The sequence below is a fragment of the Sphingobium jiangsuense genome (assembly GCF_014196495.1).
Classification (GTDB): domain Bacteria; phylum Pseudomonadota; class Alphaproteobacteria; order Sphingomonadales; family Sphingomonadaceae; genus Sphingobium; species Sphingobium jiangsuense.
Genome location: NZ_JACIDT010000009.1, coordinates 1 through 24,908, shown reverse-complemented (window position 1 = coordinate 24,908; position 24,908 = coordinate 1). Strand labels below are relative to the sequence as shown.

Sequence of the window (24,908 nt, the reverse complement as noted above, 5' to 3'; positions counted from 1 at the left end):
CCTTCAGCGCGGCAGGCCGAGCATGCGCTCGGCGATGATGTTGCGCTGGATCTCGTTCGACCCGGCATAGATCGGTCCTGCCAGCGCGAAGATATAATCGTCCAGCCAGTCCTGCGCGCCGGGCGGCGGCAGCAACTCGGCCTCCGGCCCCAGGATCGAGAGCGCGGTGCGGTGCAGGTGGATGTCGAGTTCCGACCAGAAGATCTTGTTGGTGCTCGCCTCCGGCCCGATCTTCGCGCCCGCCATCAGGCGCGAGGCGGTCTGGTAGATGGAGAGCGCATAGGCCTCCGCGTTCATATGCGCGCGGATCACCTCGGCCTCCAGCATTGGGTCGGCGTCCGCCTTGCGTTCCTGCCACAGCGCGGCGAGCTTCGCCGCGGCGACCTGATAGCGCGCGGGGGAACGCAGCATCAGCCCGCGCTCGAAGCCCGCCGTCGCCATGCAGATATGCCAGCCCTGCCCCTCGTCGCCGAGCCGGTTGAACGCGGGCACGCGCACATTTTCGAGGAAAATTTCGGCGAAGCCGACATGGCCGTTGATCTTGCGGATCGGGTTGACCGTCACGCCCGGCGCGTCGAGCGGGAAGAAGATGAGGCTCATCCCCTTGTGCCGTTCCGAACCCGGCGCGCGGAACAGGCCGAAGGCCCAGTCGGCGAACACCGCGCGGGACGACCAGATCTTGTGGCCGTTGAGGATATAGTCGTCGCCGTCGCGCGTGGCCGTCGCGCGCACGCCCGCAAGGTCGCTGCCGGCCTGCGGTTCGGACCATGCCTGCGCCCAGATTTCCTCGCCGCTCGCCATCGGCGGCAGGAACCGCTGCTTCTGCTCGTGCGTGCCGAATTCGATCAGCGTCGGGCCGAGCAGGAAGATGCCGTTCTGGTTGACGCGCCCCGGCGCCCCGGCGCGATAATATTCCTCCTCGAAGATCAGCCACTGGATCAGGTCGAGGCCGCGCCCGCCATATTCGACCGGCCATGTCACCATGCCCCAGTCGCCGGACTTCAGCGTATTTTCCCACTGGCGATGCGCCTCGAAACCGGCGCGGGTCGCGTCGAAATGTTCGAGCGGCTCCGCGGGCACATGGCGCGCCAGCCAGTCGCGCACCTCGGCGCGGAACGCCTGTTGTTCGGGGGTGTAGGAGAGGTCCATCAATATTCCGCCGCTTTGCCGGTCTGCACGAAGGCGTCGCGCGCCTTCTGGCTGTCCTCATGCATGTACATTTCGAGCGTGAAGCCCTGTTCCCAGCGATAGCCGCGATCGACGTCGCGCGCTTCGAGGCCGTTCAGCGCTTCCTTGGCGATGACCAGCGCCTTGCGCGACTTGGACGCGATCACCGCGCAGAAGGCCCGCGCCTCGGCCGCCAGATCGGCGCGCGGCACCACCTTCTCGACCGCGCCGAGGCGATAGGCTTCCTGCGCCGGGATGGTGCCGCCGGTGAAGAAGGCCGCCCGCACCTTGTGCAGCGGCAGCATGCGCGACATGTGGCTCGCGCCGCCCATCGCGCCGCGATCGACCTCCGGCAGCGAGAAATAGGCGTCGTCCGCCGCGATGATCGTGTCGGACGCGCCGCAAATGCCGATGCCGCCGCCGATCACGAACTTGTGCACCGCGGTCACCACCGGCACCTCGGCGTCGCGGATCGCCTTGAAGGTGAGGTAATTGCCCCGGTTCAAAAGCGTGATGCGCTCCGGGTGGGCCTGCATCTCCTTGATGTCGACGCCGCCGCAGAAGCCGCGCGCGCTCTCCGCCGCGCGGATCAGGATGCAATTGACCTCCGGGTTGCGCCCCGCCTCCGCGATGATCGCGGGCAGGCTGTTCCAGGTCGCGCTGTCGAAGGCGTTGACCGGCGGCACGTCGAAGAGGATCTCCGCGATCCTGTCGCTGATGGTGCACGTAATCGGCATATCTTCCCTCCTCAGGCCGCAGTTTCGCAGCCTTGCGCGGCCAGCGCCGCCAGCCGCCCCCGCGCCTCCGCGACGATGCGGTCGACCAGTTCCTTGCATGTCGGCACGTCGCCGATGCGCCCGCCGACCATGCCGGTCGCCAGCACGCCATGATCGACGTCGCCCTCGACCACCGCCTTCTGGATCAGCATCGGCATGGTCGCGGCCATCATCGCCTGCTTGAGCGGCATCGCCCCATGGGCGGTCATGCCGCGCGCCGACCGGATGAGGTCGAGCCAGCTTGCGCCGCTCTGCTTCTTCATCGCCCGGCTCGCCTCGATCGCGCGCAGCCACAGGGAGAGCCTGCCGGATTTCTCGATCCGCTCCATCAGCCTACCGCGCACCACGCGCTGCGGGATGCCGTCCAGTTTCGTCGTGACGATGATGCGGTCGGTGCCGGCCTTCAGATATTCGGCCTTCGCCTGCTCCGCGACCGGGCTTTCGCGCGTCAGCAGGAAGCGCGTGCCCATCGCGATGCCGGCCGCGCCATAGGCGAGCGCGGCGGCGAGGCCGCGTCCGTCGGCAAAGCCGCCGCTGGCGATCACCGGCACCGGCACCGCGTCGAGCACCTGCGGCAGCAGCACGGTCGTCGGGACGGAGCCCGTATGCCCGCCGCCTTCGCCGCCCTGCACCGTCACCATGTCGACGCCCAGCTCGACCATCTTCTGCGCATGCTTGACCGCGCCGACCGTGGGGATGCAGAGGATGCCCGCATCCCGGAAGCGCGCGATCATCTTCGCATTGGGGCCACGGCCGAAGCTGACCGCGCGCACCTGATCGCGATTGGCGAGAATCAGCTCGACGATCTGCTCCGCGCCCGGCTGGAACATGTGGAAATTCACACCGAAGGGCCGGTCGGTGCCGCGCCGCACCTCCAATATCTTCCCGCGCGCCTCGTCCGGCGTCATCACCGCCGCGCCGAGGAAACCGAAGGCGCCGGCATTGGAGCTGCCGATGACGAGGCCCGGCTCCGCCACCCAGCCCATCGCGGTCTGGAGGATCGGCCAGCGGCAGCCCAGCCGCTCGGTCAGCACGGTGCGCAGCGGATCGCCCATCAGCCTTCGCCCGCCTGTTGCTTGTTGGCCGCCGCCATCGACTTCGCGGTCATGCCGCCCAGCGAATTCTGCGAGGTCAGGTCGCTTTGCGCATGGGCGAAATGGTGCATGTGGAACACCGCGTCCATCGCCGTGCGCTTGCCGCGCAGGTCCTCGACATGGTTGAGCGCCTGCTTGGTCAGCCAATTGCCGAGGCGCGGGCGGCTCGCCAGCTCATCGGCCCATATCCTGACGTCGGCCAGCAGCGTGTCGCGCGTCGAGAGGCGGTTGACCATGCCGAAACCATAGGCCCGCTGCGCGCTCATCCGCTCGCCCAGCAGGATGAATTCCTTGGCGACGCGCGGCGGCAGTTCGAAGCCGTGGGCGAAATATTCGACGCCGGGAATGCCCATGCGGCCCACCGGATCCTGAAAGAAGGCGTCGTCGGTCGCGACGATCAGGTCGCACACCCATGCCAGCATCAGCCCGCCCGCGATGCACGCGCCCTGCACGGCGGCGATGGTGGGCTTGGGGATATCGCGCCAGCGGCGGCACATGCCGAGATAGACTTCCTGCTCGCGCGTGTAGAGGAACTCCGCCGCCGGCTTGTTCACATGATCGGGCAGCAGGTGCGCGCGGTCCCAGCTTTTCGCCACGTCGCGGCCGGGCGTGCCGATATCGTGCCCGGCGGAGAAATGCCTGCCTTCCCCGCGCAGCACGATCACGCGGACCGCATCGTCATCGACCGCGCGCCGGAACGCGGCGTCGAGCGCGTAGGTCATCTGGCTGTTCTGCGCGTTGTTGTACTGCGGCCGGTTCATGACGACATGGGCGACCGCGCCGTCCACCTCATAGCGGACCGGCTCGTCGGTTTCGTATACGATGTCGGCGGTCCTCGGCTCGGCCAGACGGTCCAGATCGCTCATCACGGCCTCCTCGCGGGCGGGTTGTCCTTGATGACGCCCGCGCGGATGCCGTGCGGGTCGAGCGCGGCGATGATCTCCAGCGCCTGCGCATCGGGCAGCGGCGTTTCGACGATCTCGCCCCGTTCGAGTGGGAAGCCGGTCGCCGCCTGCACCTCGTCGAAGCTGACGCCGGGGTGCAGCGAGACGACGCGGATGGCCCGATTGCCGTCAGCGTTTTCGCCGCCGAAATCCATCACGCACAAATTGGTGACGATCCGCCGCAGGTCGACGCCCGAATAATTGCCGCCCGCCACGCGCTTTGCCGGATTATAGCCGACGCCCGACACCATATCGACCTCGCCCGGCACGAACACGCGCGGCGAGTGGGCGGGGAAGAAGAAGCTGTTCGGATGATAGATGGTGTTGCCCGGAAAGCCGCGCACGCCCAGCATCTGCGTCTTTGGTTGCGCATGACTGCCGCCCAGATAGCTGAGGTTGATCTGGCCGAAGCGGTCGAGCTGGGTCGGCGTCACCATCGCATGGCGGCGGCCGGTCCACACCGCGCTGTCGAAGAAGCGCGAGAAGGGCAGGTGGCCCGCCGCCTTGCGATCGTCATAGCCGCGCGGGCCGATCGGCACCGGCTGCTCGACCAGATAGGCCTCGCCGTCGGTCATCAGCAGCTCCGGGCTGTGGGTCAGCTTGGCGAGGCCGGCGGCGAGGCGCGGCACCGGGCCGACGCCGGTGGCGATGATCTCGCCATTGCCGCGGAACGCCTCCGAACAGGCGAAGATGCAGAGTTCTGCCAGGGTGATATCAGTCATCAGAATATCGGCAGCGGAAGAGCCGCCACCGCCTCCTTTCCGCCAATGCTTTCCAGATAGGCCTGCTCGCTCGCGCCCACGAAGCGGTCGGCGACGGTGGCCCAGTCGCCCGGATCCTTCGCCGCATCGGCATAGGCCTTGAACGCCTTCATGTCCCAGCCATAGGCGGGCGGCATGGAACTGGGATGCGCGCCGCAGGGCATGTGGACGACGCCGCTGACGAAGCAGCGCTCGACGATGTTGAAATGCGCGTCGCCGGGATGATGGTCCTCCATCCGGTCGACCAGCTCCTCGCACGAGACATAGGTTTTCGCCGCCGCTCGCGCGAACCATTCGTCATAATAGCTGTCCGGGCCGAACAGGTGGACATTGCCGCGCCAGTCGCTGCGATTGGCGTGGATCAGCGCCGCGTCGAGCTTCAGCGCGGGCATGGCGATCAGCGTCTCGCCATCCTCATAGGGCGACTGCACGGTCCGCAGGCCGCCCAGCTCGGCGAGATCGGTGCCGAGGCCCACGCGGGTCGGCAGGAAGGGCAGGCCGAAGGCGGCGGCCTTCAGGCCCCATTGGAACATGCCCTCGTCCAGTTCCAGCACCTCGATCTGGCCGCTCTCCCGCGCCTTGCGGAACCACGGCTCCAGCGGGATGGCGTCGAGCGAGACGAAGGCGAAGACCAGCTTCCGCACCTTGCCCGCCGCGCACAGCATGCCGACATCGGCGCCGCCATAGGCGACGATGGTGAGGTCCTTGAGGTCGGAGCGCAGTATCTCGCGCACCAGCGCCATCGGCTTGCGCCGGGGACCCCAGCCGCCGATCCCGATCGTCATACCGTCGTGCAGCGACGCCACCACGTCCCGCGCCGCCATTCGCTTGTCCAGAGTCTTCGTCGTCATCTCACTCGCTTTCATGGGCCCATTTGTGGCCCCAGTCGCTCACCGACAGGCTGGTGGTCGGCACCCAGGTCGCAGGGTCGATCACCAGACCGTTCCAGCCATATTCGAGGTCGAACCCGCCGGGCGTGCGCATATAGAAGGACGTCATCTTGTCATTCACATGGCGGCCGAGCGTCGCCGACAGATGCACCTTGCCCTTGCTGTTCAGCACCCGGTCATAGGCGCGGCCGACATCCTCCAGCGCCTTCACCTCCAGCATCATGTGCACCGCGCCGCTGGGATTTTCGGGCATCTGGCCGAGCGCGAGGCTGTGGTGGCGGCCATTGCAATGGAGGAAGGCGAAGCCCACCCCCGCATCGTCCGGCCCGCCGCCCGCCAGATAGAAGCGGCCGAGATCGGTGTCGCCGAAGCCCAGCACCTCCTTGTAGAAGCGGTGCGTCTCGTCGAAATCGGGGGCGGTCAGCACGATATGGCCGAGGCCCATGTCGCCATTGTCGCCGGTGACGAAGCCGCTCACCCCGGCGGGCGAGACGAAGGGCGCATAATCGACGAAGCGGCCATAGAACAGTTCCATCGGATTGCCCGCCGGGTCGGACGAGCGCGCCAACTCATAGACCTTGCGCGCGCGCGCCTCCATCACGTCCGCCCGCTCGACCGGCCGCCCTGCGGCTGCGAGTTTCGCCAGCGCCGATTCGAAATCGTCGCGATCCGCGCATTCCCAACCCGGCGCGACCAGCGCATCCCGGTCGGCCTTTTCGACCCAGAGGCGGAAGGGGCGGTCGTCGATGCGGAACAGCGCGACATCGTCGCGGTCCGAAGCGGCCTCCATCAGCCCCGCGAAATTGCAGGCGAAATCGCGCCATGCGTCCAGATTCCGCGCGCTGATAACCAGATAGCCTAGCGATTTTACTGCCATATGCGCTGTCTCGCCTTTCTTCCCTTTTCCATTCGGTGCCGAATGTCCGTTATCGCTGCCGTCATGGACATATGCTACGCATTTCCAGCCATCATGCCGATGATTCTTTTGCAAATCTGGCGCGCCGTGCCGCGATCATCAACGGTATAATGGCAATTCGTTCACAAAGCGCCTATAAGCATCGAGTGGAATGTGCAATAGCTCTTTTTGTTGACTGTTTGCGTAATAACTGATTATATGAGCTACGCATATAGCAAATCTCGCTATTGGGATTCAAGTGGAGAAGGCGATGACCGGCGCAGCAGCAAATCGGGCGGAGAGCGAATTGGGGGAAGGGGCGCCGTCGGCGGAAACCCTGATCCGGCGCGCGCGGGACATGATCCCCGCGCTGCGGGAGCGCGCGCGCGCCTGCACGCTGGCCCATGACGTCCCGGCGCAGAGCGTCGCGGAGATTCGCGAGGCGGGCCTGTTCCGCATCCTCCAGCCCCGGCGCTGGGGCGGCTATGAAATGCACCCCAACGTGTTCTTCGAGGTGCAGAAGGCGCTGGCCGAAGGCTGCATGTCGACCGGCTGGATCTATGGCGTGCTCGGCTGCCACCCCTATGAGCTGGCGCTGTTCCCCGACGAGGCGCAGCGCGAGGTGTGGGGCGATACGCCCGACATGCTGATATCCTCCACCTACCAGCCCGTCGGCAAGGTGGAGAAGGCGGACGGCGGCTTCTACCTGTCCGGCCGCTGGGGCTTTTCCTCCGGCTCCAGCCATTGCGGCTGGGTGCTGCTGGGCGCGATCAATTTCGACACCGACGGCGGCCCGCCGGACATGCGCACCTTCCTACTGCCGCGCACCGACTATCAGGTGATCGAGGGAACGTGGGACACGTTCGGCCTTCAGGGCACCGGCAGCTTCGACATCGTGGTCGAGCGGGTGTTCGTGCCGGAGCATCGCACCCACCGCTCCGTCGACGGCTTTTCCTGCACCAATCCGGGCCAGCGCGAAAATGACGGACCGCTCTATCGCCTGCCCTGGGCGCAGATCTTCATGCGCTCTGTTTCCACCTCGGCCTTTGGCGGGCTGCGCAACGCCATCGGCGCGGCGATCGGGATCATGGAAAGCCGCGTATCGACCAATACCGGCAAGGCGGCGAAGCATGATCCGTTCCTGCATGCCGCGATCGCCCGCGCGATCGCCGAATGCAACGAGATGGAAATGACGCAGCGCGCGACCTTCGACGAGATGATGGGCTATGCCGAGCGGGGCGAGCCGGTGCCGATGGACCGGCGCGGCCTCTTCGCCTATCAGTCCGCCAGCGTGGTGCGGCGCCTCGCCGAGCTGGCCGACGAGATGATGAAGCTGCTCGGCGGGCGGGCGATCTACATGTCCAGCCCGGTCGTCCAGCCCTGGCTAGACCTCCAGGCCGCGCGCGCGCATGTCGCCAACGATCCGGCGAACCGCACCAGCGACGTGATCGGCACGATGCAGGGCGCGCAGCCGGGCTTCACCTTCATCTGACCTTCATCCGAGAGGCGATCCGACATGACGAAGGACATCAGGCACAGCAGCTATCGCGTTTCCGGCGGCCATGAGATCGTGATCGCGGAAACGGGCGGCGGCCCGGCCGTCGTGTTCATCCACGGCAGCGGTCCCGGCGCGTCGGGCCTTTCCAATTTCCGGCAGAATGCGGGCTATTTCGCCGACAACGGCTTCCGCGTCGTCCTGCCCGACCTGATCGGCTATGGCGGTTCCTCCAAGCCGGAGGGAATCGACTATACGCTGGAGCTGTTCACCGATACGCTGCACGAGGCGCTGGTCGCCCATGGCCTCGACAAGGTGGTGCTGGTCGGCAATTCGCTGGGCGGCGGCATCGCGATCCAGATGGCGCTCGACCATCCGGAATTCGTCGAGCGGCTGATCCTGATGGCGCCCGGCTGCATCGAGGAGCGGGAGGAGTATTTCAAAATGCCCGGCATCGCCGGCATGGTCAGCTCCTTCGGCGGCCCCGATTTCAACGAGGAGGAGCAGCGCCGCCTGATCACCAACCTTGTCCATGATCCGGTGCATGTGAAAGACGCGCTGGTGAAGGAGCGCTTCGCCGTCGCGCGGACGCAGCCCAAGGATGTGATCGTGCGGATGCGCACGCCCAATCTGCGCCCGCGCCTGGGCGAGCTGAAGATGCCGATCCTGCTGTTCTGGGGCCGCAACGAGCGGTTCATGCCCCTGTCGGGAATCGATTATTTCTTCGACTCGTGCGACGATGTGCGCTGCATCACCTTCAACGGCACCGGCCATTGGGTGCAGGTGGAAAAGGCGGACGAGTTCAACCGCCATGCGGTCGCTTTCCTCCGGGGCTGACGAAACGAAGCACAAGACGAACGAGAGAGGTTTTTGAAAATGCGCGATCTGGTGGACCCCACCCTGCTGCCGGGGCTGGATATCATGCCCGCCCTCGATCTGACCGAGGAAGCCCTGCCGGCGATCCGCGAAGGTCTGGCGCAGATGTCGGCGATGATCCCCGAACCGGAGGGCCATGGCGTCGCCTGGCGGGAGGAGCGCTTCACCGCGCCCGCCGGGCATGAGCTGCTGGTCCGGGTCTATCGGCCGGAGGCGGCGGCGGGCACGCTGCCCGCGATCCTCCACATCCATGGCGGCGGCTTCGTGCTGGGCTCGGTCGCCACCAATCATCTGGCCAATATCGAACTGGCGGCGAGGGCGGGCGCGGTCGTCGTTTCGGTCGACTATCGCCTCGCGCCCGAAACGCAGGGGCTTGGGGCGGTCGAGGATTGCTACGCCGCGCTGTGCTGGCTGCGCGACCGCGCGGCGGCGCTGGATATCGACCCCGCCCGCATCGCCGTCCGCGGCGAAAGCGCGGGCGGCGGCCTCGCCGCGGCGCTGGCGCTGCTCGCCCGCGACCGGGGCGGCCCGGCGATCGCGCACCAGAACCTCATCTATCCGATGCTGGACGACCGCACCTGCGCCGCCGCCCATGCCCCGCATCTCGGCGCGCTGGTGTGGACGCCGCAGGGCAACGCCTTCGGCTGGCGCTCGCTGCTCGGCCGCGAGCCGGGTGCGGCCGATGTCTCGCCCTATGAGGCGGCGGCGCGGGCCGGGGATCTGGCGGGCCTGCCGCCCGCCTTCATCGCCGTGGGCGCGCTCGACCTGTTCGTGATCGAGGATCTGGACCATGCCCGCCGCCTGATCGAGACGGGCGTGCCGGTCGAGCTGCATGTCTACCCCGGCGCCTATCACGGCTTCGACGTGGTGCCCGACGCGCCGCCGGTCCGGCGAATGAAGCGCGACGCGGTGGCCGCGCTGCGCCGGGCGCTGCATCCGGGCGAGGCGGCCTGAGCGGGCGGGGCAGGGCATGGCGGGAAGGGTCGTCCCGTCCCGCGCCGCTTTGCATTTCACGTCGATAATCCCGATTTTTGTTGCGCATTACGGGAAAACAGCAAAAGAGGTTTCGGTTGCTTTCGTAATCGCATGCGATAGAGGGCGATGTCAGGATCGAGGAAAACCCGCTCCCGCCCGGCCCGATCGCGCCGGCGCGGCCTCTGGAACTCCCCATGGGCGCGGGTTATGGAGGCAGGGTCCAACAGGGAAGGCAGGCGATAATGCAGATCAGGAACGGGCAGACGATGACGCCGCCGTCGCTCGACAGTCTCGACACCAACATCATCGAAATACTGCGCACCAACGGGCGGGCCACCAACCAGGAAATCGCCGAGCGGCTTTCCGTCACCGCCGCGACCGTTTCCGCCCGTCTCCAGAAGATGGAGGACGCCCGCGTGATGCGGGTGGTGGCCGTCACCGATTTTTCCGCGCACAACTACAACGTCATCATCGCGCTGGGCGTGCAGGTGCACGGGCGGGACATAGAGGCGGTCGGCCGCGATCTCGCCCGCCTGCGCCAGGTGCTCAGCGTCAACATCATGAACGGCGGCCACGACATAGAATTGCTCGTCGCGCTGCACGACTTTTCCGAAGTCCAGCAATTGCTGTTCGAGCATATCGCGGAGGTCGAGGGCGTGTCGCACATCACGCCGGGGATCGCCGTCGATATCGTGAAATTCGAATTCAACGTGGTGCCGCTATGACCGAATCCGCCCATCCGACCCGTCTGGACAAGCTGGACCGGGGCATCGTCGAGAAGCTGTCGCGCGACGCCCGCATCTCCAACCGCGCGATCGCCGCCGAGCTGGGGGTGACCGAGGGCACGATCCGCACCCGCATCAAGCGGTTGCAGAATGAAGGGCTGATCCAGTTCACCGTCGTCACCGATTTCCGCATGGCCGGTTCGCCCAACCTCTGCATGATGGGGATCGACGCCGATCCCTCCCATGTCGAGGATCTGGCGCGCGCGCTGTCGGACATGCCGGAAATCACCTGCGTCGTGGTGCTGCTCGGCCGCTACAGCCTGCTGGCGATGGGGCTGTTCACCAGCCTGGAGCGATTGAACGACCTGATCCTCCACCGCATCCGGCCGCTGCCCGGCGTGCAGCGGGTGGAAACCTCGGTATCGGTGCACAACCTCAAATATGAGGCGGGCATCGCCAAGATCACGCGCGGCGGCGCGCCGGATTGATCCCGTCCGCTTCCCGTTGGGGAAGGCGCGTTCAGACCGTGAAGCCGCCGGTGCTGGTCCGCAGCAGATGGACCAGCTGCACCTGCCTGTGGGTGCCGGTCTTGGCGAAGATCGCACGCAGATGCGCCCGCGCGGTGTTGTGCGCGATGTCGAGCGCCCGCGCCGCATCGACCAGCGCCGCCCCCTCCGCCAGCTGGATCGCGAGCGCGGCCTCGGCCGGGGTAAGCTGGAAGCGGTCGCGCAGCGAATCGGGGTCCGGCCCGCCGCTGCGCGCCGGATCGGCGAGGAACAGCGCCAGGCTCGCGCCGTCGCCATAGGCGTTGGGCGGCAGCGCGCGCGCCACGCCGCGCAAGGGCGGGCCGTCGGGCACCGCGATTTCCAGCCTTTTCTCCTCGCCCGGCGGCGGCGGCGCGCGCAGCAGGCGGTCGAGCATCGGCGCGGCGCCGACGCCGGGTTCCAGCCGCCCGTTCCGTTCCCGCAGCGCGCCCGCCTCGTGCAGCATGCGATCGGCCACCGCGTTGCGCCGCAGGATGCGCCCGTCGCGCGCCAGGATGAAGGTGGCGACCGCAAGCCCCTCCATTGCGGTGGAAAAGACCTGCCGCTCCGCCTGCGTCGAGGTGAGCCGGGCGTGCAGGTCCAGCGCGATCCGCAAATGGGGCACGAGGCGGGCGGTCAGCGCCATTTCCTTGTCGCCGAAATCGGGCCAGCTCATGTCCCGCGTCACCCGCAGCCGCACCGAAGCGCCGGAGGGGGCGTGCAGGTCGACGCCCATGATCTGCCCGGCGCGCGCCTTGTCCAGCCATTCGCGGAAGCGCGGCGGCACATGGCGCACGAAATCGCTGAAGATCACCACCTGCCCTTCCGGCAGATCGACGAAGGGGTCGGCGTCGGACAGCTGCTCATATTCGTCCGCGCGGTCGGGATCGACGCCGGGCGTGACATGCGAGGCGATGCCGCTGCTGCCGGTCGCGACCAGCAGCGAGGCGAACGGCGCGTCCGTCGCCTCCGCCAGCGCGCGCAGGAAGCTTTCCCACGGCGGGTCCTGCGTCAGCCCGCCATAAAGGGCCTCCAGCAACGGCAGCAGGGCCGCTTCGTCGGCCGGCGGCGCGTCGGGAGTGTGCGGGTCGTCCATCTTCCCGCCATAGAGCCATGCGCCCGGCCCGTGCGCAAGGAATAAAGGCGGGGAAGGCGCGCGCGGCGGCCCGCGCTTTCCCATCCTGCGGCCCATCGGTCAGTGCCGGTAGGCGAGGGTCAGGCTGTAGCGGCGCGGCGGCGAATAATAGGCTTCGGTAAAGCCGAAGCTGGTGCTCGCGTCGTAGCCCGCCGTGATGATGCGCTTGTCGGTGATGTTGTCCACGCCCGCGCGCAGCGACAGCCCGGTGCCGGTCAACCGGAACTCCGCGCTCGCATTGACGATCGCATGATCGGGCTGGCGCAGCAGCGCGGTGTTCTCGGTATCGACATGGACCTCGCTCTTATAGGCGATATCGACGCGGAACAGGCCGTCCAGCGCATCGCCCAGCGGGGTCTCGTAGGCCGCGCCCAGATTGGCGGTGATGTCCGGCGCCTGCTTCGGCTTGCGGTCGCTGACGTCGGTGGGCACACCGTTGATGACCGACACATAGTCCAGATATTTCGCATCGAGCAGACCCAGCGCGCCGCTCAGCGTGAAGCCGGGCGACACGCGGACCATGCCCTCCAGCTCCAAGCCCTGAATGCGCGAACGGCCCGCATTCTCGTTGCGCACGATCAGCAGCCCGCTGTCCGGGCTGACGGTCGACACCAGTATCTGCTGGTCCTTGTAGCTGTTGCGGAAGACCGCGAGGTTGACCGTCGCGATCCGCCCGAAGCTCGCCTTGATCCCCGCTTCATAGGCGGTCAGATATTCCGGGTCGTAGGAGCCGACCTCCTCCAGCGAGGTCGGGCGGCCGTTGAACCCGCCGGAGCGGAAGCCGCGCGAGAAGGAGGCATAGGCCATCAGGCCGGGCTGCATCTTGTAGGACAGCGAGGCGCGCGGAGTGAAGGCGTCCCAGCTCTTTTCCAGCTCGTAATAGGGCGTTCCCGCCAGCAGCGGCTGGCCCGAATAGAGGCGCATGGCCGACTGGCTGAATTTCTTCTTCTCCCAGGTGTAGCGCGCGCCCAGCTCCAGCGACAGGCCGTCGGCCAGCTCGTAATTGCCGTTGGCGAACAGCGCGAGATTGTCGGTGCGCTGGCGGTTGCGGAAATCGATGTTGAGGTCGAGCGCGGTCGCCAGCGCGGGGTCGAAACCGGCGGCGATCAGCGCCGGATAGAGTCCGTCCGCCACCACCAGCCGGGTGTCGTCGCGCGTCTTTTCGCGATAGACGAAGGCGCCGAGCAGCAGCGTGCCGCGATTGCCCAGGTCGAGCGCCAGTTGCACCTCCTGGCTGATCTGCCGCGCCTTTTCGTCATGAACGTCGCCCGCATAGTCGATCGCGGCGGATGCGTCGCCGTCGCGGCCGAACAGCGCCTCGACATGGCGATAGGCGGTGATCGACTTCAGCGTCGCGCCGCCGAGGTCGGCGGTCAGCGTCAGCGCCGCGTTGAAGGCGTCGGTTTCATCCCGGTTGAGCGCGGGCGAGCCGTCCGTCCGGTCGATATGGTCCGGCACGGCACAGCAGGGCGCGAGGAAGGCCGACTGGAGGTCCGACAGGAAGGTCGGGGTGAAGGCGATCATGCTGTGCGGCGCGGCGTGCTGGCGGCGGCGCAGGCCGTCGATCTGGAGCAGCGCGTCGAGCGTAGCGCCGTCATGGTGCAGCGCCGCCTTGCCGCCGACGACATTGCGGTTGCCCAGATTCTTGCCGGACGGGACCTTCTGCCAGCCTTCGCCGAACTCGCCGAGCGCGGCCACGCCCAGCGACCAGTCGCCCGACAGCGGCGTTTCGGCATAGAGGCGCGCGCGCACCGTGTTGAACGATCCGTAGCGCAGGTCCGCCTCGATCTTCCGCTGCTGCCCCGGCACGGCGGAAACGATGTTGATCGCGCCGCCGGCCGTGTTCTTGCCGAACAGCGTGCCCTGCGGCCCGCGCAGCACCTCCACCCGATCGATGCCCAGCAATTCCGTCATCGCGCCGAAGGTGCGGGCGACATAGACGCCGTCGATATAGACGCCGACCGCCGGGTCGGAGGTGATGATGAAGTCATTCTCCCCCACGCCGCGAATGAAGGGCGCGATCGCGCCGCTATTGCCGCCCTGCCCCGGCGTGAACTGGATATTGGGCGCGATCTGCCCGATCTGCGTCACAGTGCCGAGGCCGCGGCTGTCGAGGCCGGAGGCGTCGACGGCGCTGACCGCGATCGGCACGTCCTGCAATTTCTCCTCCCGCCGCCGGGCGGTGACGACGATATCGCCGGCGGATTGCAGGCCCGCCTCCGCCGGGCCGTCGTCCTGCCGGGCCGCCGCCATCGCGGGCAGGCACAGCGTCCCCAATGCGGTGATGCCGAAAAGCGCTTTCCTCATATATCCTCCCCTTGTGCATGCTGGTGCCGTTCAGGCGGTTTCCCATTCGATCAGATGGCCGATGTCGCTGCGCTCCTCCGGCTTGCGACCTGTCCGGCCGAGCAGATGGGCGGTTAGGCGAGCGTCGGGGTCGATCGGCGAGACGATCTCCATCACCCGGTCATATTCGGTGCGGGCGATGCGCCACACGCCGTCCTCGCGGCGGTAGCGGTCGCGGTAGATGGCGGTGCCGACGGTGCGGAACCGCTCTTCCAGATTGATGAAGATGTCCTCCAGATACCAGATGCCCTCGGCCTCGTCGGGGCCGGTCAGGGTGATTTCCGGCATATGTCCGTGATGCATCGCGACCGCGCCGGAATGGAAGCTGTTGGCGAGGAACTCCACCATCGCGTCGCGGCCGGACAGGCGCACGCGATAGGTGCCGCCGCGATATTCGACGCCGACATCGGCGGTGAAGAGGGTGGCCAGCAGCGCCATGTCCGCCGTGTCGATGCCCCGGAAATAGCGATGCTTCAGCGCGCGGATATCCTCCATGTCGCTGAGCTGTTGCAGGGTATAGGCCATCCCTTCCTCCATATATTAACGCAAAGCGCATATTTTTTTGCATGATATGATTTAAATGCGTATCTATAATAGAAATATGATACGATGATTGCAATGCCGACTGTGGCGGGCGACGATAGCGGAACGGAGGGACGAGAGTGGTTGAAGGGCGGGACAGGGTTGCGGTCGTCACCGGCGGCACGCGCGGCATCGGCGCGGCGATCGTGCGGCATCTGCTGGGGCAGGGCTATCGCGTCGCCACCTGCGGCCGCTCCGCGCCCGAAGCCCCGATCGCCGCCGATGGACGCGAGGCGGATTTCGACGCGTGCGACATTCGCGATGCCGAGGCGGTCGGGCGCTGGATCGCCGCCGTCGCCGCGCGCCATGGCCGCATCGATCTGGTGGTGAACAATGCCGGAGGCTCGCCGCCTGCCGACGCCGCCACCGCCAGCCCCCGCTTTTCGGAGCGCATCCTGCACCTCAACCTGCTCGCGCCGCTCCATGTGTCGCAGGCGGCGCTGCCGCATCTGCGCGCGGTGGGCGGCTCCATCGTCAACATCGCCAGCGTCTCGGCCGTCCGCCCGTCGCCGGGCACCGCCGTCTATGGCGCGGCCAAGGCGGGCCTCGTCAGCCTGACCACCAGCCTCGCGCAGGAATGGGGGCCGCAGGTGCGCGTCAACGCGATCATCGTCGGCCTGATCGAGACCGAGACGGCGGAGATGACCTACGGCACCGGGCAGGCGCAGCAGCGCATCGCCGCCTCGCTGCCCTTGCGCCGCATGGGGCGGGGCGAGGATGTCGCCGAGGCGGTGGCGTTCCTCGCCTCGCCCGCCGCCGCCTATATCAGCGGCGCGCGGCTGGAGGTGCATGGCGGCGGGGAACGGCCGCTGTTCCTCGAAATCGTCAAGGAAAATGCCGGCGCGGTCGGTTGAGGGAAGAGGGAATATGTCGATCAGTCTGGAGGATCTCGCCGCGCGCGTGGCGGCGCTGGAGGATATCAACGCGATACGCCAGCTCAAGGCGCGCTATCTGCGCGCCTGCGACCTGAAGCGGGTGGACGAGCTGCGCGACACGCTGCTGCCGCAGGGCGTCCGGCTCGATTACCAGAATTTCCCGCTGTTCACCCGGCGCGAGGATTTCATCGCGGTCTATCGCCAGATGGCCTGTCAGGGCGGGGTCTACGACCTGCATCATGCGGGCAATGCCGATATCGAGCTGACCGGACCGGATGAGGCGCATGGGCGCTGGACGCTGAATTTCCGCACCATCCTGCTCGCGAGCCGGACGGTGACGCAGCTCGTCGTCGAATATGAGGATGTCTATCGCCGGCAGGACGGCCGCTGGTGGATCGCCGAATCGGTCAGCCGCATCGGCTCGATCCTGAGCGAGGAGATCGGCGAGGACGGGTCGGCGCGCTATGGCCTGTGGGGCGAGATGCCCGCCGCCGCCCCGGCGGCATGACGGCCGACGCCACCGCTTTCACACGCATCACAGGGCATCACAGGGAAGGAGTTTCGATGATCCATTATGGTCTGGACGGCAAGGCCGCGCTGGTGACGGGAGCGGGCAGCGGCATCGGCCGCGCGGCGGCGATCGCCTTCGCCCGCTCCGGCGCGGCGGTGCTGGTCAGCGACGTCAACGATGCGGGCGGCGCGGAAACCGTCGCGCTGATCGAGCGGGCGGGTGGCAAGGCCGTCTACCAGCATTGCGACGTCAGCGATGGCGATCAGGTCAAGGCGATGGTCGCCGCCGCCGTCGCGCATTTCGGGCGGCTCGATCATGCGTTCAACAATGCGGGCATCAACAGCCTGGGCGCGGACGAATATGAGGATGCGAACTGGGATCGGGCGATCGGCATCAACCTGACCGGCGTGATGCTGTGCATGCGCGAGGAAGCCGAGGTGATGCTGAAGCAGGGCGGCGGCGCGATCGTCAACACCGCGTCGATCAACGGCATCGTCGGCAATCCGTCGCAGCCCGCCTATACCGCGTCCAAGCACGGCGTCATCGGCCTGACCCGCCATGGCGCGCTGCGCTGGGCGACGGCGGGCATCCGCGTCAACGCGATCTGCCCCGGCGTGATCGAAACCGCGATGACCGCGCCGCTCGCCGCCGATCCGAAGATCCGCTCGGTGATCGAGAATATGACGCCGATGGGCCGCATGGGCAGGCCGGAGGAGATCGCCGAGGCGGTGGTCTGGCTGTGCTCCGACGGGGCGAGCTTCATCACCAGATCGATGCGGCCATGGCGCGCGGCGACGGCGATCTGACCGGGCGGGCGGCGGCGCGGGTCTAGCCGAGACAGGCGAAATCGAACTGGCTGGTCGGGATGATGTCGATCCGCCCCATGTCGAGGAAGGCGGTGCAGCTTTCCATCATCCGGCCCAGATTGGCGGCGAACTTCGCCTCGTCCCCCACCGCGTCGAAAAAGACATGCGGGTCGGTCATCGCCCCGGCCGGGAAGCATTCCTCGACGAAGGCGTCATAATCCGGCGCGTCCGGCGTCAGCGCGCGCACGACGATATTCTGCACATATTCGAAATTGCGCTGCGTCTCGATCGCGACTTTCGTGTGATGGCCGTGCCAATGGGCGACGGCTTCGTCCCAAGGCAGGTCCGGACGGAAGGAGAGGAAGCTCGCCTGCGACCAGCCCCATGTGCGCTCGCCGCGCCGGGGCGGGTGGTCGCGATTGGGGAGGATCGTCGATTCCGCGACCAGCCATGCCGCGAACCGTCCGCCCAGATCGGTAAAGAGCGCGTCGACCGGCCCGCGGAAATGCGCATTGGCGGACGGCAGCCAGAATTGCGCGACCGCATCCTGTTGCGGAGCCTGCCAGTGCTGGACGAGACCCGCCGCCGCATCCACCGCCGCGTCGCGGACGTTGAGGCGGATGCCGCGCGCGCCCGCCGCCTTCAATGCAGCCGGCAACTGCGCGACGAGGCGCACGCCGAAATCGGCGCGGCTCTCGCCCTCCGGCGCCCAAAGCGCATAGACCAGCTTTTCCATTGCCCGCTCCTCCTCAGTCGAAATTCGCCTGCCCGCCGTCGAGCGGGATCGTCGCGCCGGTCAGGTAGCTCAGGTCCGATCCGCACAGCGCGACGACGGCGCGGCCGATATCCTCCTCCAGCCGCCCGATGCGGCCCAGCGGGATGGTGCGGAAAAAGGCATCCGCCTCCTCCGGGTTGTTCTCGATCCACCATTTGAGGCCCGGCGATTCCGCATGTGGCGCGATGGCCAGCACGCGGATATTCTCCCGCCCCCATTCCGACGCGGCGGCGCGGGTGAGCGCGCGCGTCGCCTGCTTGACCGCGCCGTAACAGCCATAGGTCGCCATGTCCCAGCGTATCCCCGCCGAGGAAGCGAGGTTGACGATCGTGCCGCCGCCGCGCGCCGCCATATGCGGACGCACCAGCTTCATCAGCCGGAAGGTGGCGAGCGGCCCGGATTCGAACCCGGCGAGGAAGGCCTCGTCGCTCACCTCATCGAGCAGGCCCAGCGGCACCTCCTGCGCATTGTTGACGAGGATGTCGATGCCGCCGAATTCCCGCGCGGTGATTTCCGCAACGTCCTCCAGATCGTCGGCGGCGCGGACATTGCAGGCCAGCGCCAGCGCGCGCACGCCGCGCCCTTCGGCCAGCTGCGCGGTCCGTTCGACCTTTTCGAGCGTGCGGCCCGCCAACGCCAGATTCACCCCCTCGCTCGCCAGCGCCAGCGCGATGCCCTTGCCGACCCCTTGCCCGGCCCCGGTGATCAGCGCGGTCTTTCCCCTCAGCTCGGCCATTTCCCATCCTTTGCGATTAATCGTAGAATAATTGATTATATGCTACGCAAGAAGTTGACTTAAGCGCAATATATATCGCAATATGCGTTAATTTATACGAGGCGGCGGATCAGCATGGGCGACAAGTGGGACAAGGAAGTCGATATCCTCGTGGTGGGGTCGGGCGCGGGCGGCATGCTTTCCGCGCTGGTGGCCGCGCGCAACCGGGCCGATGTGCTGATCGTGGAAAAGGCGGACTTGTGGGGAGGCACCTCCGCCACATCGGGCGCGGGCATATGGATACCGGGCAGCGACGTGGCGAAAGCCGCCGGGTTCGAGGACGATCTGGACGCCGCCTTCACCTATTTGCGCGCGCTGTCGGCGGACAATGTGCCGGACGAGAATATCCGCGCCTATGTCGACAATGCCGCGCCGATGCTGCGCTGGCTGATGGCGAACACGCCGGTCAGCTACATGGCCTTTCCCTATCCCGATTATCACGCGGAAAATCCCGGCGGGTCGGCGCAGGGCTTCCGCACCCACCTGCCGCTGCCGCTCGACGGCAGGCCGCTGGGCGCGGACATCCGCACCCAGCGCTTCCCGTCCCCGGCGGCGAGCCTGTTCGGCTATCTCAACTGGCATTTCACCGAAACCTATCAGTTGCTTTACCGCTCGAAGGGCTGGATGAAGAGCCTGGCCGTCAACATGGCGCGCTACTGGTTCGACTGGCCGTTCCGCTTCACCTCGCGCAAGGACCGGAGGCTGACGCTGGGCAATGCGCTGACCGGCGGGTTGCGCATGGCGCTCAACGAGGCGCAGGTGCCGCTCTGGCTGAACGCGCCGCTGCGGGAACTGGTGCGGGAGGATGGCCGGGTCGTCGGCGCGGTGGTGGAAAAGGACGGCCGCCCCTGCCGCATCGGCGCGCGCAAGGGCGTGGTGCTCGCCGCCGGGGGCTTCGACAAGAATCAGGCGATGCGCGACGCGCATGCGCCGCTCTATCCGAGTGCGCCCTGTTCGGGCGGCGTCACCAGCAACACCGGCGACAGCATCCGGGCGGGGCAGGCGATCGGCGCGGGCGTGATGAACATGCAGTCCGCCTGGGCCGCGCCGGTCTTTCACGTGCCCGGCGAGGATCGCGGGCGGCTGTGCACGATCGAGCGCGCGCTGCCCGGCTGCATCATGGTCAACGGCGGGGGAGAGCGCTATTTGAACGAGGCGGCCTCCTACCATATCGTCGGCCAGCAAATGGCCCGGCGCCAGCAGGCGGAGGGGGACGCCAGCCCCAGCTGGATGATCTTCGACCGTCGCTATCGCCGCCAGTTCCCGATGGGGCCGCTCTATCCGTTGATCCCCGACGCGCTGCACCGGCGCGCGGTGCGCGGCATAGTGAGGAAAGGGCGCACGATCGGCGAACTGGCGGAGCGCATCGGCGTCGATCCCGCCCGCCTCGTCGCCACGGTGGCGCGCTTCAACGATCATGCGGTGCGGGGCGAGGACCCGGATTTCCATCGCGGCGAGGCGGCCTATGACAAGATGTACGGCGACCCGCGCCACGGCCCCAACCCCTGCCTGCGCCCGCTGACCGAGGGGCCTTTCTACGCGATGCCGATCTATCCGGGCGATATCGGCACCAATGGCGGCCTGCGCACCAATGCGCGGGCGCAGGTGCTGGACGATGCAGGCAACGTGCTTCCCGGCCTCTATGCGGTCGGCAACAATGCGGCTTCGGCTATGGGGGAAAGCTACCCCGGCGCTGGGGTGACGATCGGCCCGGCGATGACCTTCGGCTATATCGCGGCGCGGGAGATGACGGGCGGGAATGGCTGAGGGAAGTATGCGACATCAAGCCCCTCCCCTTCAGGGGAGGGGTTGGGGTGGGGTCTCGCCCTGGAAATCGGCATTCGCGCCCAGCGGCATATACCCCACCCCTCGGTCCCCTCCCCTGAAGGGGAGGGAGGATTGATGGCGCCACACGGGTCCCTGAAGCGTCCCCCTCATTCCCTGATATAACGCGCGCGATAGGTGGCGAAGTCGCGGCGGATCGCTTCCTCGCTCAGGCCGAAGCGCTCCGGCGAATAGTCGTGCATCGGGCGCTGCTCGCGCTTGTTGCCGGCGAGAAATTCCTTCAGCACCTCCTCCACCGCGCCATCGACCGGAATGCCGAAGCGCGCCAGCACCCGCTCCGCCTGCGCCAGCGGCGCTCGGCCGACCTCGCGATAGTCGATGTCGATGAAGCGATCCTCGCCGATCCGCGCACGCGCGGCCTCGAACCTGTGCATCCAGTCGACCAGCCGGGGGAACCAGAAGCCGCCCACCTCCCGGTCGTCCACGCTCGCGCTCAGCTTGTAGAGCGCGGCCTGCATCGAGACGTAAGAGGGCACCGTCTGCACCGGGTCGCGATGCGTCATGATCAGCAGCGCGTCGGGAAAGGCGTTGGCCGCGACCTCGGCATAGGGCAGGTTGGACGGGCTCTTGAGGATCCATTTCCGCCCCCGCCGCGACGGATCCTGCCATTGCAGGTAGCGCAGGATGGTCTTGAGATCCTCATGCCCCCGGCTCTGGTCATAATCGTTGAGCCAGCGCGCGAAGCCCGGCACGAAGTTCATCGCCTCGACCATGGTGCTGACGAACATCTGCCCCAGCACGATCACCTCCTCATCCGGCGCGTCGGGGTCGAGCGGATGGATGGACGCGAGTTCGGGCGCGAGGGCCAGCCAGCCGTCGATCGTCCGCCGGGCGTGAGCGCGCCGCTCCGCCGGGTCGCCGCGCCGCTCGCCGGGAAAGGGCGCGAAATTCTGCGCCTCGTACCAGCGCAGACCGGTCATCCCCGGCGCGCTGGCGAGCAGGCGCTGGAAGATGGTGCTGCCGGTGCGCGGCAGGCCGAGGATAATGCCCGCGACGTCCACCCTCTCTTCGAGGATTTCGGGATGGCGTTTGATATCCTCGACCATGCGCAGCCGGTTGACGAGGCCCCGGACGATGCTATCCGTCTGCGCGGCATGGCCCGCCGCGGTCAGCCGCCCCTCGCGATTGGACTCCTCCAGCAGGCGATCCATCGGTTCGAGGAACCACAGGTCGCCGAAATCCTCCAGGCCCGCCCGCTCGCGCGCCTGATGGAGCAGCGCTTCGCGGTCGAGAAGCAGGGGCTGGGCGGTCGCGGTCGTCATCTTCGAATTCCTCCGGTGCGATTGGGGATGCGGGCGGTCAGCCCGCGGTCTGGCCGCCGTCCACGGCGAAGGCGGCGGCAATGTCCTCGGGATCGCACAGCGCGGCCTCGCGCACGCCGTCCTCGTTGCGGTCGCCCAGCACCAGCAGCGCGCCCTCGGCGGCGAGCCGTCGCGCGACCGCGAGGCCGATGCCCGAAGCCGCGCCGGTGACGACCGCGCATTTGCCCGCAAAACGCATCCGCTCTTTCCCTTTTCGATTGCCTATGCCTCATATCTCATATAACTACGCATAAAAGGCAATAAGATAATTTATATGCTATAAATGCGTACTTATATCGGAAAAAATCTGCATTCAATTCATCGGGAAGAGACTATATGGACAGGCTGAAGGGCAAGGTGGCGATCATCACGGGCGGCGCGCGCGGCATGGGGGCGGCGACCAGCCGCCTGTTCGCGGCGGAAGGCGCGAAGGTCGCGATCACCGACCTGCTGGAGGATGCGGGCGCGGCGCTGGCGGCGGAGCTGGGCGAGGCCGCGCGCTTCTATCGCCACGACGTGTCGAGCGAGGCGGATTGGGCGGCGGTCGTCGGCGCGGTCGAGGCCGATCTCGGCCCGGTCGACATATTGGTGAACAATGCGGGCATCCTGCTGTTCCGCACGCTGCTCGACACCTCGCTTGAAGAATATCGGCGCGTGCTGGACGTCAACCTGACCGGCGAGTTCCTCGGCATCAAGGCGGTGGCGCCGGGGATGATCGCGCGGGGCAAGGGGTCGATCGTCAACATCTCGTCCGTCGACGGGATGAAGGGCGCCAACGGCCTCGCCGCCTATTCCTCCAGCAAATGGGGCGTGCGCGGGCTGACGCGCGTCGCCGCGCTGGAACTGGGGCATCGCGGCATCCGCGTCAATTCGGTCCACCCCGGCGGCGTGGATACGGTAATGACCAATTATGAAGGCGCGGCGCGTGAAAAGGTGAACGAGCGCTTCGGCAACATTCCGCTGCAACGCGTGGGCGGCCCGGAAGAGGTCGCGCGCGCCACGCTGTTCCTGGCGAGCGACGAGGCCTCCTACCTCGCCGGCGCGGAAATCGCGGTCGATGGCGGCATGCTGACCGGCCATTATTACACCGGCATGCCCGGCGCGCCGGGGGTCTGAAAAAGGCGTAGGGTGGGTCGAGGTTTCGTTCAGGTGGAGCCGAGAGGCGTGCTCTTCGAGCATCGGAGCGCAGCGGACTTAAGGTCCGTGAGCACCGAAGCGCAGAAGAGCGCGCTTCGCAGGCCCGCATGAGCGGAACCTCGACCCACCCTAGGGGGTCATCCAGTGGCCGCCGTTTATGTCCAGCGTCGCCCCGCTCACCACGCGGCTGTAATCGGACAGCAGCATCAGCACGGCGCGGGCGCAGTCGTCCTCCGGCGGGATGATGCCGATCGGGATGTCGGCGGTGATCGCCCGCACCACCTCGTCGCGGTCGAGCCCGGCATCGACCTGCGACTGGATATGCCCCTCCACCGGCGCGCCGTGGATCCACCCCATGCGGCAGGTGTTGACGCGGATGCCGTGACGGCCCAGATCCGCCGCCATATATTTGCCCAGCGTGTTGAGTCCGGCCTTGGCGACCGCATAGCCCATTTCCATGCCGTGCGGCGTGCCGAAGGGCCGCACCGTCGCCATGGTGGATATGTTCACCACCGCGCCGCCGTCGCGCAGATAGGGGATGCAGGCCTGCGTCAGCCGCAGTGCGCCGAGGCAGTTGACGTCGAACGCCCGCGCGAAATCCACAGGGTCGCTGTTCTCCACGAACGTCCAGTCGCCATGATGATAGGCGCTGTTCACCAGCCCGTGGATGCGTCCCCCGAAGGCGTCGGCGGCGGCGTGCGCCATCGCCTCGCATTGGGCGGCATCCGATATGTCGCAGGGGCAGGCGATCGCCTTGCCGCCTTCGCCGACGATCTCGTCCCGCACCTGCGCCAGAAAGGTCTCGTTGCGCGCGCCCAGCACCACGCTGGCGCCTTCGCGCGCGGCGATTCGGGCGAGCGCCTGCCCCATGCCGGGTCCGACCCCGCTGACGAGTATCACCTTGTCCTTCAGCAGCACCCTGTCCTCCTTGTCCCGTTCTTCCCTTTGCGCGGAATTTTTTGCCATTTATAAACGCAATAAACAAGGAACTTGCAAAAATCATATTTATTTGCGTAAAATGAAGCGCGTTTTATGATGCGGCTAATGGCTGCCCCTATGGCACTGCCCGTCCATCCATGCTAGAGGATGCGACAGCGCTGCCGGGCATGACGAGAGGATGGAACATGGCTAGGTCTTCGGATTATCGTCTGGGTGAGTTTGATTTTCCGCGCGGCTGGTTCATGATCGGCGAAAGCGGCGAGGCGACCTCCACCCCCAGGGCGATCCGCTATTTCGGCCAGGATCTGGTGATGTATCGCGGGGAAAGCGGGCAGGCCTATGTGGTGGAGGCCTATTGCCCGCACATGGGCGCGCATCTGGCGAAGAACACCACCTCCTATATCGTGCGCGACGGCGAGCAGGTGCAGGGGGAATCGATCCGCTGCCCGTTCCACGGCTGGCGCTACGGGCCGGACGGGCAGTGCGACCATATCCCCTATTCCGACTTCATCCCCAGGGCGGCGAAGCTCAAGACCTTCCCGGTGGTCGAGCGCGCGGGCACGATCTGGATGTGGCACGATCCCGAAGGGCTGGAGCCGGATTATGAGCTGCCCGATTTCGGCGGGCATTGGGACGCGCCCGGCTGGGTGAACTGGAAGATCGACTTGTATGAGGAAACGGTTGTCAAGAACACATTCTGTGTATCCTTTCCCGTGAGGCTTCCGGCTCCATTGCCGCCGTATTCAGATCCCATCGATT

Annotated in this window: 25 protein-coding genes and 1 pseudogene; 11 read left to right on the top strand and 15 right to left on the bottom strand. The window is 67.0% G+C overall.

Features of this window, described 5'->3' with window-relative positions:
- Nucleotides 1-3: 3 nt before the first annotated feature.
- Genes GGR43_RS13140 through GGR43_RS13110 form a run of 7 tightly spaced genes read right to left on the bottom strand, consistent with a single transcriptional unit; the run spans nt 4 to nt 6,509 of the window.
- Nucleotides 4-1,149, bottom strand: a complete 1,146-nt coding sequence (locus tag GGR43_RS13140; RefSeq protein ID WP_188072597.1) for an acyl-CoA dehydrogenase — start codon at nt 1,147-1,149, stop codon at nt 4-6.
- Nucleotides 1,149-1,904 (bottom strand): enoyl-CoA hydratase family protein, encoded by a 756-nt coding sequence (locus GGR43_RS13135; protein ID WP_188072439.1) that lies wholly within the window; start codon nt 1,902-1,904, stop codon nt 1,149-1,151. The genes GGR43_RS13140 and GGR43_RS13135 overlap by 1 nt, the downstream gene beginning before the upstream one ends.
- 11 nt (nt 1,905-1,915) lie before the next feature.
- Nucleotides 1,916-2,998: an NAD(P)H-dependent flavin oxidoreductase gene (locus GGR43_RS13130; protein WP_188072438.1), complete on the bottom strand. Its 1,083-nt coding sequence runs from the start codon at nt 2,996-2,998 to the stop codon at nt 1,916-1,918.
- Nucleotides 2,998-3,903 carry an enoyl-CoA hydratase gene (locus GGR43_RS13125; RefSeq protein ID WP_188072437.1) on the bottom strand — a complete coding sequence of 302 codons (906 nt, stop codon included), beginning with the start codon at nt 3,901-3,903 and terminating at the stop codon, nt 2,998-3,000. The genes GGR43_RS13130 and GGR43_RS13125 overlap by 1 nt, the downstream gene beginning before the upstream one ends.
- A complete protein-coding gene (locus GGR43_RS13120) occupies nt 3,903-4,703 on the bottom strand; it encodes a CoA-transferase subunit beta (RefSeq protein ID WP_188072436.1) in 801 nt (266 codons plus the stop codon). The genes GGR43_RS13125 and GGR43_RS13120 overlap by 1 nt, the downstream gene beginning before the upstream one ends.
- Nucleotides 4,703-5,593, bottom strand: coding sequence for a CoA transferase subunit A (locus GGR43_RS13115; protein ID WP_188072435.1), 891 nt, complete (start codon nt 5,591-5,593; stop codon nt 4,703-4,705). The genes GGR43_RS13120 and GGR43_RS13115 overlap by 1 nt, the downstream gene beginning before the upstream one ends.
- A 1-nt stretch (nt 5,594) precedes the next feature.
- Nucleotides 5,595-6,509 carry a VOC family protein gene (locus GGR43_RS13110; protein WP_188072434.1) on the bottom strand — a complete coding sequence of 305 codons (915 nt, stop codon included), beginning with the start codon at nt 6,507-6,509 and terminating at the stop codon, nt 5,595-5,597.
- 289 nt (nt 6,510-6,798) lie between these two features.
- On the opposite strand from GGR43_RS13110, the gene GGR43_RS13105 reads away from it, so the two are divergent.
- The 5 genes from GGR43_RS13105 to GGR43_RS13085 all read left to right on the top strand — a co-directional run bounded on the left by GGR43_RS13105 (nt 6,799) and on the right by GGR43_RS13085 (nt 11,086).
- The gene (locus GGR43_RS13105; protein ID WP_188072433.1) at nt 6,799-8,019 is read left to right on the top strand and encodes an acyl-CoA dehydrogenase family protein; all 1,221 of its coding nucleotides are present in this window, start codon (nt 6,799-6,801) and stop codon (nt 8,017-8,019) included.
- A 24-nt stretch (nt 8,020-8,043) separates the two neighbouring features.
- Nucleotides 8,044-8,859, top strand: coding sequence for an alpha/beta fold hydrolase (locus tag GGR43_RS13100; RefSeq protein WP_188072432.1), 816 nt, complete (start codon nt 8,044-8,046; stop codon nt 8,857-8,859).
- A gap of 39 nt (nt 8,860-8,898) precedes the next feature.
- Nucleotides 8,899-9,852 (top strand): alpha/beta hydrolase, encoded by a 954-nt coding sequence (locus GGR43_RS13095; protein WP_188072431.1) that lies wholly within the window; start codon nt 8,899-8,901, stop codon nt 9,850-9,852.
- Nucleotides 9,853-10,115: 263 nt separating this feature from the next.
- A complete protein-coding gene (locus GGR43_RS13090) occupies nt 10,116-10,598 on the top strand; it encodes an Lrp/AsnC family transcriptional regulator (RefSeq protein WP_188072430.1) in 483 nt (160 codons plus the stop codon).
- Nucleotides 10,595-11,086: an Lrp/AsnC family transcriptional regulator gene (locus tag GGR43_RS13085; RefSeq protein WP_188072429.1), complete on the top strand. Its 492-nt coding sequence runs from the start codon at nt 10,595-10,597 to the stop codon at nt 11,084-11,086. Before GGR43_RS13090 ends, GGR43_RS13085 begins: the two co-directional genes overlap by 4 nt.
- Before the next feature lie 31 nt (nt 11,087-11,117).
- On the opposite strand, the gene GGR43_RS13080 is transcribed toward GGR43_RS13085, so the two are convergent.
- From GGR43_RS13080 to GGR43_RS13070, 3 genes are all read right to left on the bottom strand, one after another.
- Nucleotides 11,118-12,218, bottom strand: a complete 1,101-nt coding sequence (locus tag GGR43_RS13080) for a helix-turn-helix transcriptional regulator (RefSeq protein ID WP_188072428.1) — start codon at nt 12,216-12,218, stop codon at nt 11,118-11,120.
- A 99-nt stretch (nt 12,219-12,317) separates the two neighbouring features.
- Complete coding sequence (locus GGR43_RS13075; RefSeq protein ID WP_188072427.1) at nt 12,318-14,564, bottom strand: TonB-dependent receptor; 2,247 nt, start codon at nt 14,562-14,564, stop codon at nt 12,318-12,320.
- Between the two features lie 30 nt (nt 14,565-14,594).
- On the bottom strand, nt 14,595-15,128 hold the full coding sequence (locus GGR43_RS13070) for a nuclear transport factor 2 family protein (RefSeq protein ID WP_188072596.1): 534 nt from the start codon (nt 15,126-15,128) through the stop codon (nt 14,595-14,597).
- Between the two features lie 137 nt (nt 15,129-15,265).
- On the opposite strand from GGR43_RS13070, the gene GGR43_RS13065 reads away from it, so the two are divergent.
- From GGR43_RS13065 to GGR43_RS13055, 3 genes are read left to right on the top strand one after another with little or no spacing between them, the layout of a single operon-like run.
- Entirely contained in the window at nt 15,266-16,039 is a 774-nt protein-coding gene (locus GGR43_RS13065; RefSeq protein WP_188072426.1) for an SDR family oxidoreductase, read from the top strand.
- 13 nt (nt 16,040-16,052) lie between these two features.
- Nucleotides 16,053-16,568, top strand: coding sequence for a nuclear transport factor 2 family protein (locus tag GGR43_RS13060; protein ID WP_188072425.1), 516 nt, complete (start codon nt 16,053-16,055; stop codon nt 16,566-16,568).
- Between the two features lie 56 nt (nt 16,569-16,624).
- Nucleotides 16,625-17,377, top strand: a complete 753-nt coding sequence (locus tag GGR43_RS13055) for an SDR family oxidoreductase (protein ID WP_188072424.1) — start codon at nt 16,625-16,627, stop codon at nt 17,375-17,377.
- Between the two features lie 22 nt (nt 17,378-17,399).
- Here the strand turns inward: GGR43_RS13055 and GGR43_RS13050 are convergent, their stop codons facing one another.
- Nucleotides 17,400-18,113 (bottom strand): EthD domain-containing protein, encoded by a 714-nt coding sequence (locus GGR43_RS13050; protein ID WP_188072423.1) that lies wholly within the window; start codon nt 18,111-18,113, stop codon nt 17,400-17,402.
- 13 nt (nt 18,114-18,126) lie between these two features.
- Entirely contained in the window at nt 18,127-18,888 is a 762-nt protein-coding gene (locus GGR43_RS13045; protein WP_188072422.1) for an SDR family NAD(P)-dependent oxidoreductase, read from the bottom strand.
- A 114-nt stretch (nt 18,889-19,002) separates the two neighbouring features.
- Here GGR43_RS13045 and GGR43_RS13040 point away from each other — a divergent pair, with 114 nt between their 5' ends.
- Nucleotides 19,003-20,694 carry an FAD-binding protein gene (locus tag GGR43_RS13040; RefSeq protein WP_188072421.1) on the top strand — a complete coding sequence of 564 codons (1,692 nt, stop codon included), beginning with the start codon at nt 19,003-19,005 and terminating at the stop codon, nt 20,692-20,694.
- Between the two features lie 167 nt (nt 20,695-20,861).
- Here GGR43_RS13040 and GGR43_RS13035 read toward each other — a convergent pair whose 3' ends face one another.
- Entirely contained in the window at nt 20,862-22,034 is a 1,173-nt protein-coding gene (locus GGR43_RS13035) for a sulfotransferase family protein (protein WP_188072420.1), read from the bottom strand.
- An 82-nt stretch (nt 22,035-22,116) separates the two neighbouring features.
- Nucleotides 22,117-22,272 (bottom strand): annotated as a pseudogene (locus GGR43_RS23560) (SDR family NAD(P)-dependent oxidoreductase); the annotation flags it as partial.
- A gap of 137 nt (nt 22,273-22,409) precedes the next feature.
- Here GGR43_RS23560 and GGR43_RS13025 point away from each other — a divergent pair.
- The gene (locus GGR43_RS13025; protein ID WP_188072418.1) at nt 22,410-23,189 is read left to right on the top strand and encodes an SDR family NAD(P)-dependent oxidoreductase; all 780 of its coding nucleotides are present in this window, start codon (nt 22,410-22,412) and stop codon (nt 23,187-23,189) included.
- Nucleotides 23,190-23,339: 150 nt separating this feature from the next.
- Here the strand turns inward: GGR43_RS13025 and GGR43_RS13020 are convergent, their stop codons facing one another.
- A complete protein-coding gene (locus GGR43_RS13020; RefSeq protein ID WP_223177446.1) occupies nt 23,340-24,176 on the bottom strand; it encodes an SDR family oxidoreductase in 837 nt (278 codons plus the stop codon).
- A 158-nt stretch (nt 24,177-24,334) separates the two neighbouring features.
- Here GGR43_RS13020 and GGR43_RS13015 point away from each other — a divergent pair.
- On the top strand, nt 24,335-24,908 hold a 574-nt coding region (locus GGR43_RS13015), incomplete at its 3' end, for a Rieske (2Fe-2S) protein (protein WP_188072417.1).

Coding starts and splice junctions, on each gene's coding strand:
- GGR43_RS13140 (WP_188072597.1), bottom strand. CDS start 1,149: ATGGACCTCTCCTACACCCCCGAACAACAGGCGTTCCGCGCCGAGGTG.
- GGR43_RS13135 (WP_188072439.1), bottom strand. CDS start 1,904: ATGCCGATTACGTGCACCATCAGCGACAGGATCGCGGAGATCCTCTTC.
- GGR43_RS13130 (WP_188072438.1), bottom strand. CDS start 2,998: ATGGGCGATCCGCTGCGCACCGTGCTGACCGAGCGGCTGGGCTGCCGC.
- GGR43_RS13125 (WP_188072437.1), bottom strand. CDS start 3,903: ATGAGCGATCTGGACCGTCTGGCCGAGCCGAGGACCGCCGACATCGTA.
- GGR43_RS13120 (WP_188072436.1), bottom strand. CDS start 4,703: ATGACTGATATCACCCTGGCAGAACTCTGCATCTTCGCCTGTTCGGAG.
- GGR43_RS13115 (WP_188072435.1), bottom strand. CDS start 5,593: ATGACGACGAAGACTCTGGACAAGCGAATGGCGGCGCGGGACGTGGTG.
- GGR43_RS13110 (WP_188072434.1), bottom strand. CDS start 6,509: ATGGCAGTAAAATCGCTAGGCTATCTGGTTATCAGCGCGCGGAATCTG.
- GGR43_RS13105 (WP_188072433.1), top strand. CDS start 6,799: ATGACCGGCGCAGCAGCAAATCGGGCGGAGAGCGAATTGGGGGAAGGG.
- GGR43_RS13100 (WP_188072432.1), top strand. CDS start 8,044: ATGACGAAGGACATCAGGCACAGCAGCTATCGCGTTTCCGGCGGCCAT.
- GGR43_RS13095 (WP_188072431.1), top strand. CDS start 8,899: ATGCGCGATCTGGTGGACCCCACCCTGCTGCCGGGGCTGGATATCATG.
- GGR43_RS13090 (WP_188072430.1), top strand. CDS start 10,116: ATGCAGATCAGGAACGGGCAGACGATGACGCCGCCGTCGCTCGACAGT.
- GGR43_RS13085 (WP_188072429.1), top strand. CDS start 10,595: ATGACCGAATCCGCCCATCCGACCCGTCTGGACAAGCTGGACCGGGGC.
- GGR43_RS13080 (WP_188072428.1), bottom strand. CDS start 12,218: ATGGACGACCCGCACACTCCCGACGCGCCGCCGGCCGACGAAGCGGCC.
- GGR43_RS13075 (WP_188072427.1), bottom strand. CDS start 14,564: ATGAGGAAAGCGCTTTTCGGCATCACCGCATTGGGGACGCTGTGCCTG.
- GGR43_RS13070 (WP_188072596.1), bottom strand. CDS start 15,128: ATGGCCTATACCCTGCAACAGCTCAGCGACATGGAGGATATCCGCGCG.
- GGR43_RS13060 (WP_188072425.1), top strand. CDS start 16,053: ATGTCGATCAGTCTGGAGGATCTCGCCGCGCGCGTGGCGGCGCTGGAG.
- GGR43_RS13055 (WP_188072424.1), top strand. CDS start 16,625: ATGATCCATTATGGTCTGGACGGCAAGGCCGCGCTGGTGACGGGAGCG.
- GGR43_RS13050 (WP_188072423.1), bottom strand. CDS start 18,113: ATGGAAAAGCTGGTCTATGCGCTTTGGGCGCCGGAGGGCGAGAGCCGC.
- GGR43_RS13045 (WP_188072422.1), bottom strand. CDS start 18,888: ATGGCCGAGCTGAGGGGAAAGACCGCGCTGATCACCGGGGCCGGGCAA.
- GGR43_RS13040 (WP_188072421.1), top strand. CDS start 19,003: ATGGGCGACAAGTGGGACAAGGAAGTCGATATCCTCGTGGTGGGGTCG.
- GGR43_RS13035 (WP_188072420.1), bottom strand. CDS start 22,034: ATGACGACCGCGACCGCCCAGCCCCTGCTTCTCGACCGCGAAGCGCTG.
- GGR43_RS13025 (WP_188072418.1), top strand. CDS start 22,410: ATGGACAGGCTGAAGGGCAAGGTGGCGATCATCACGGGCGGCGCGCGC.
- GGR43_RS13020 (WP_223177446.1), bottom strand. CDS start 24,176: ATGGCAAAAAATTCCGCGCAAAGGGAAGAACGGGACAAGGAGGACAGG.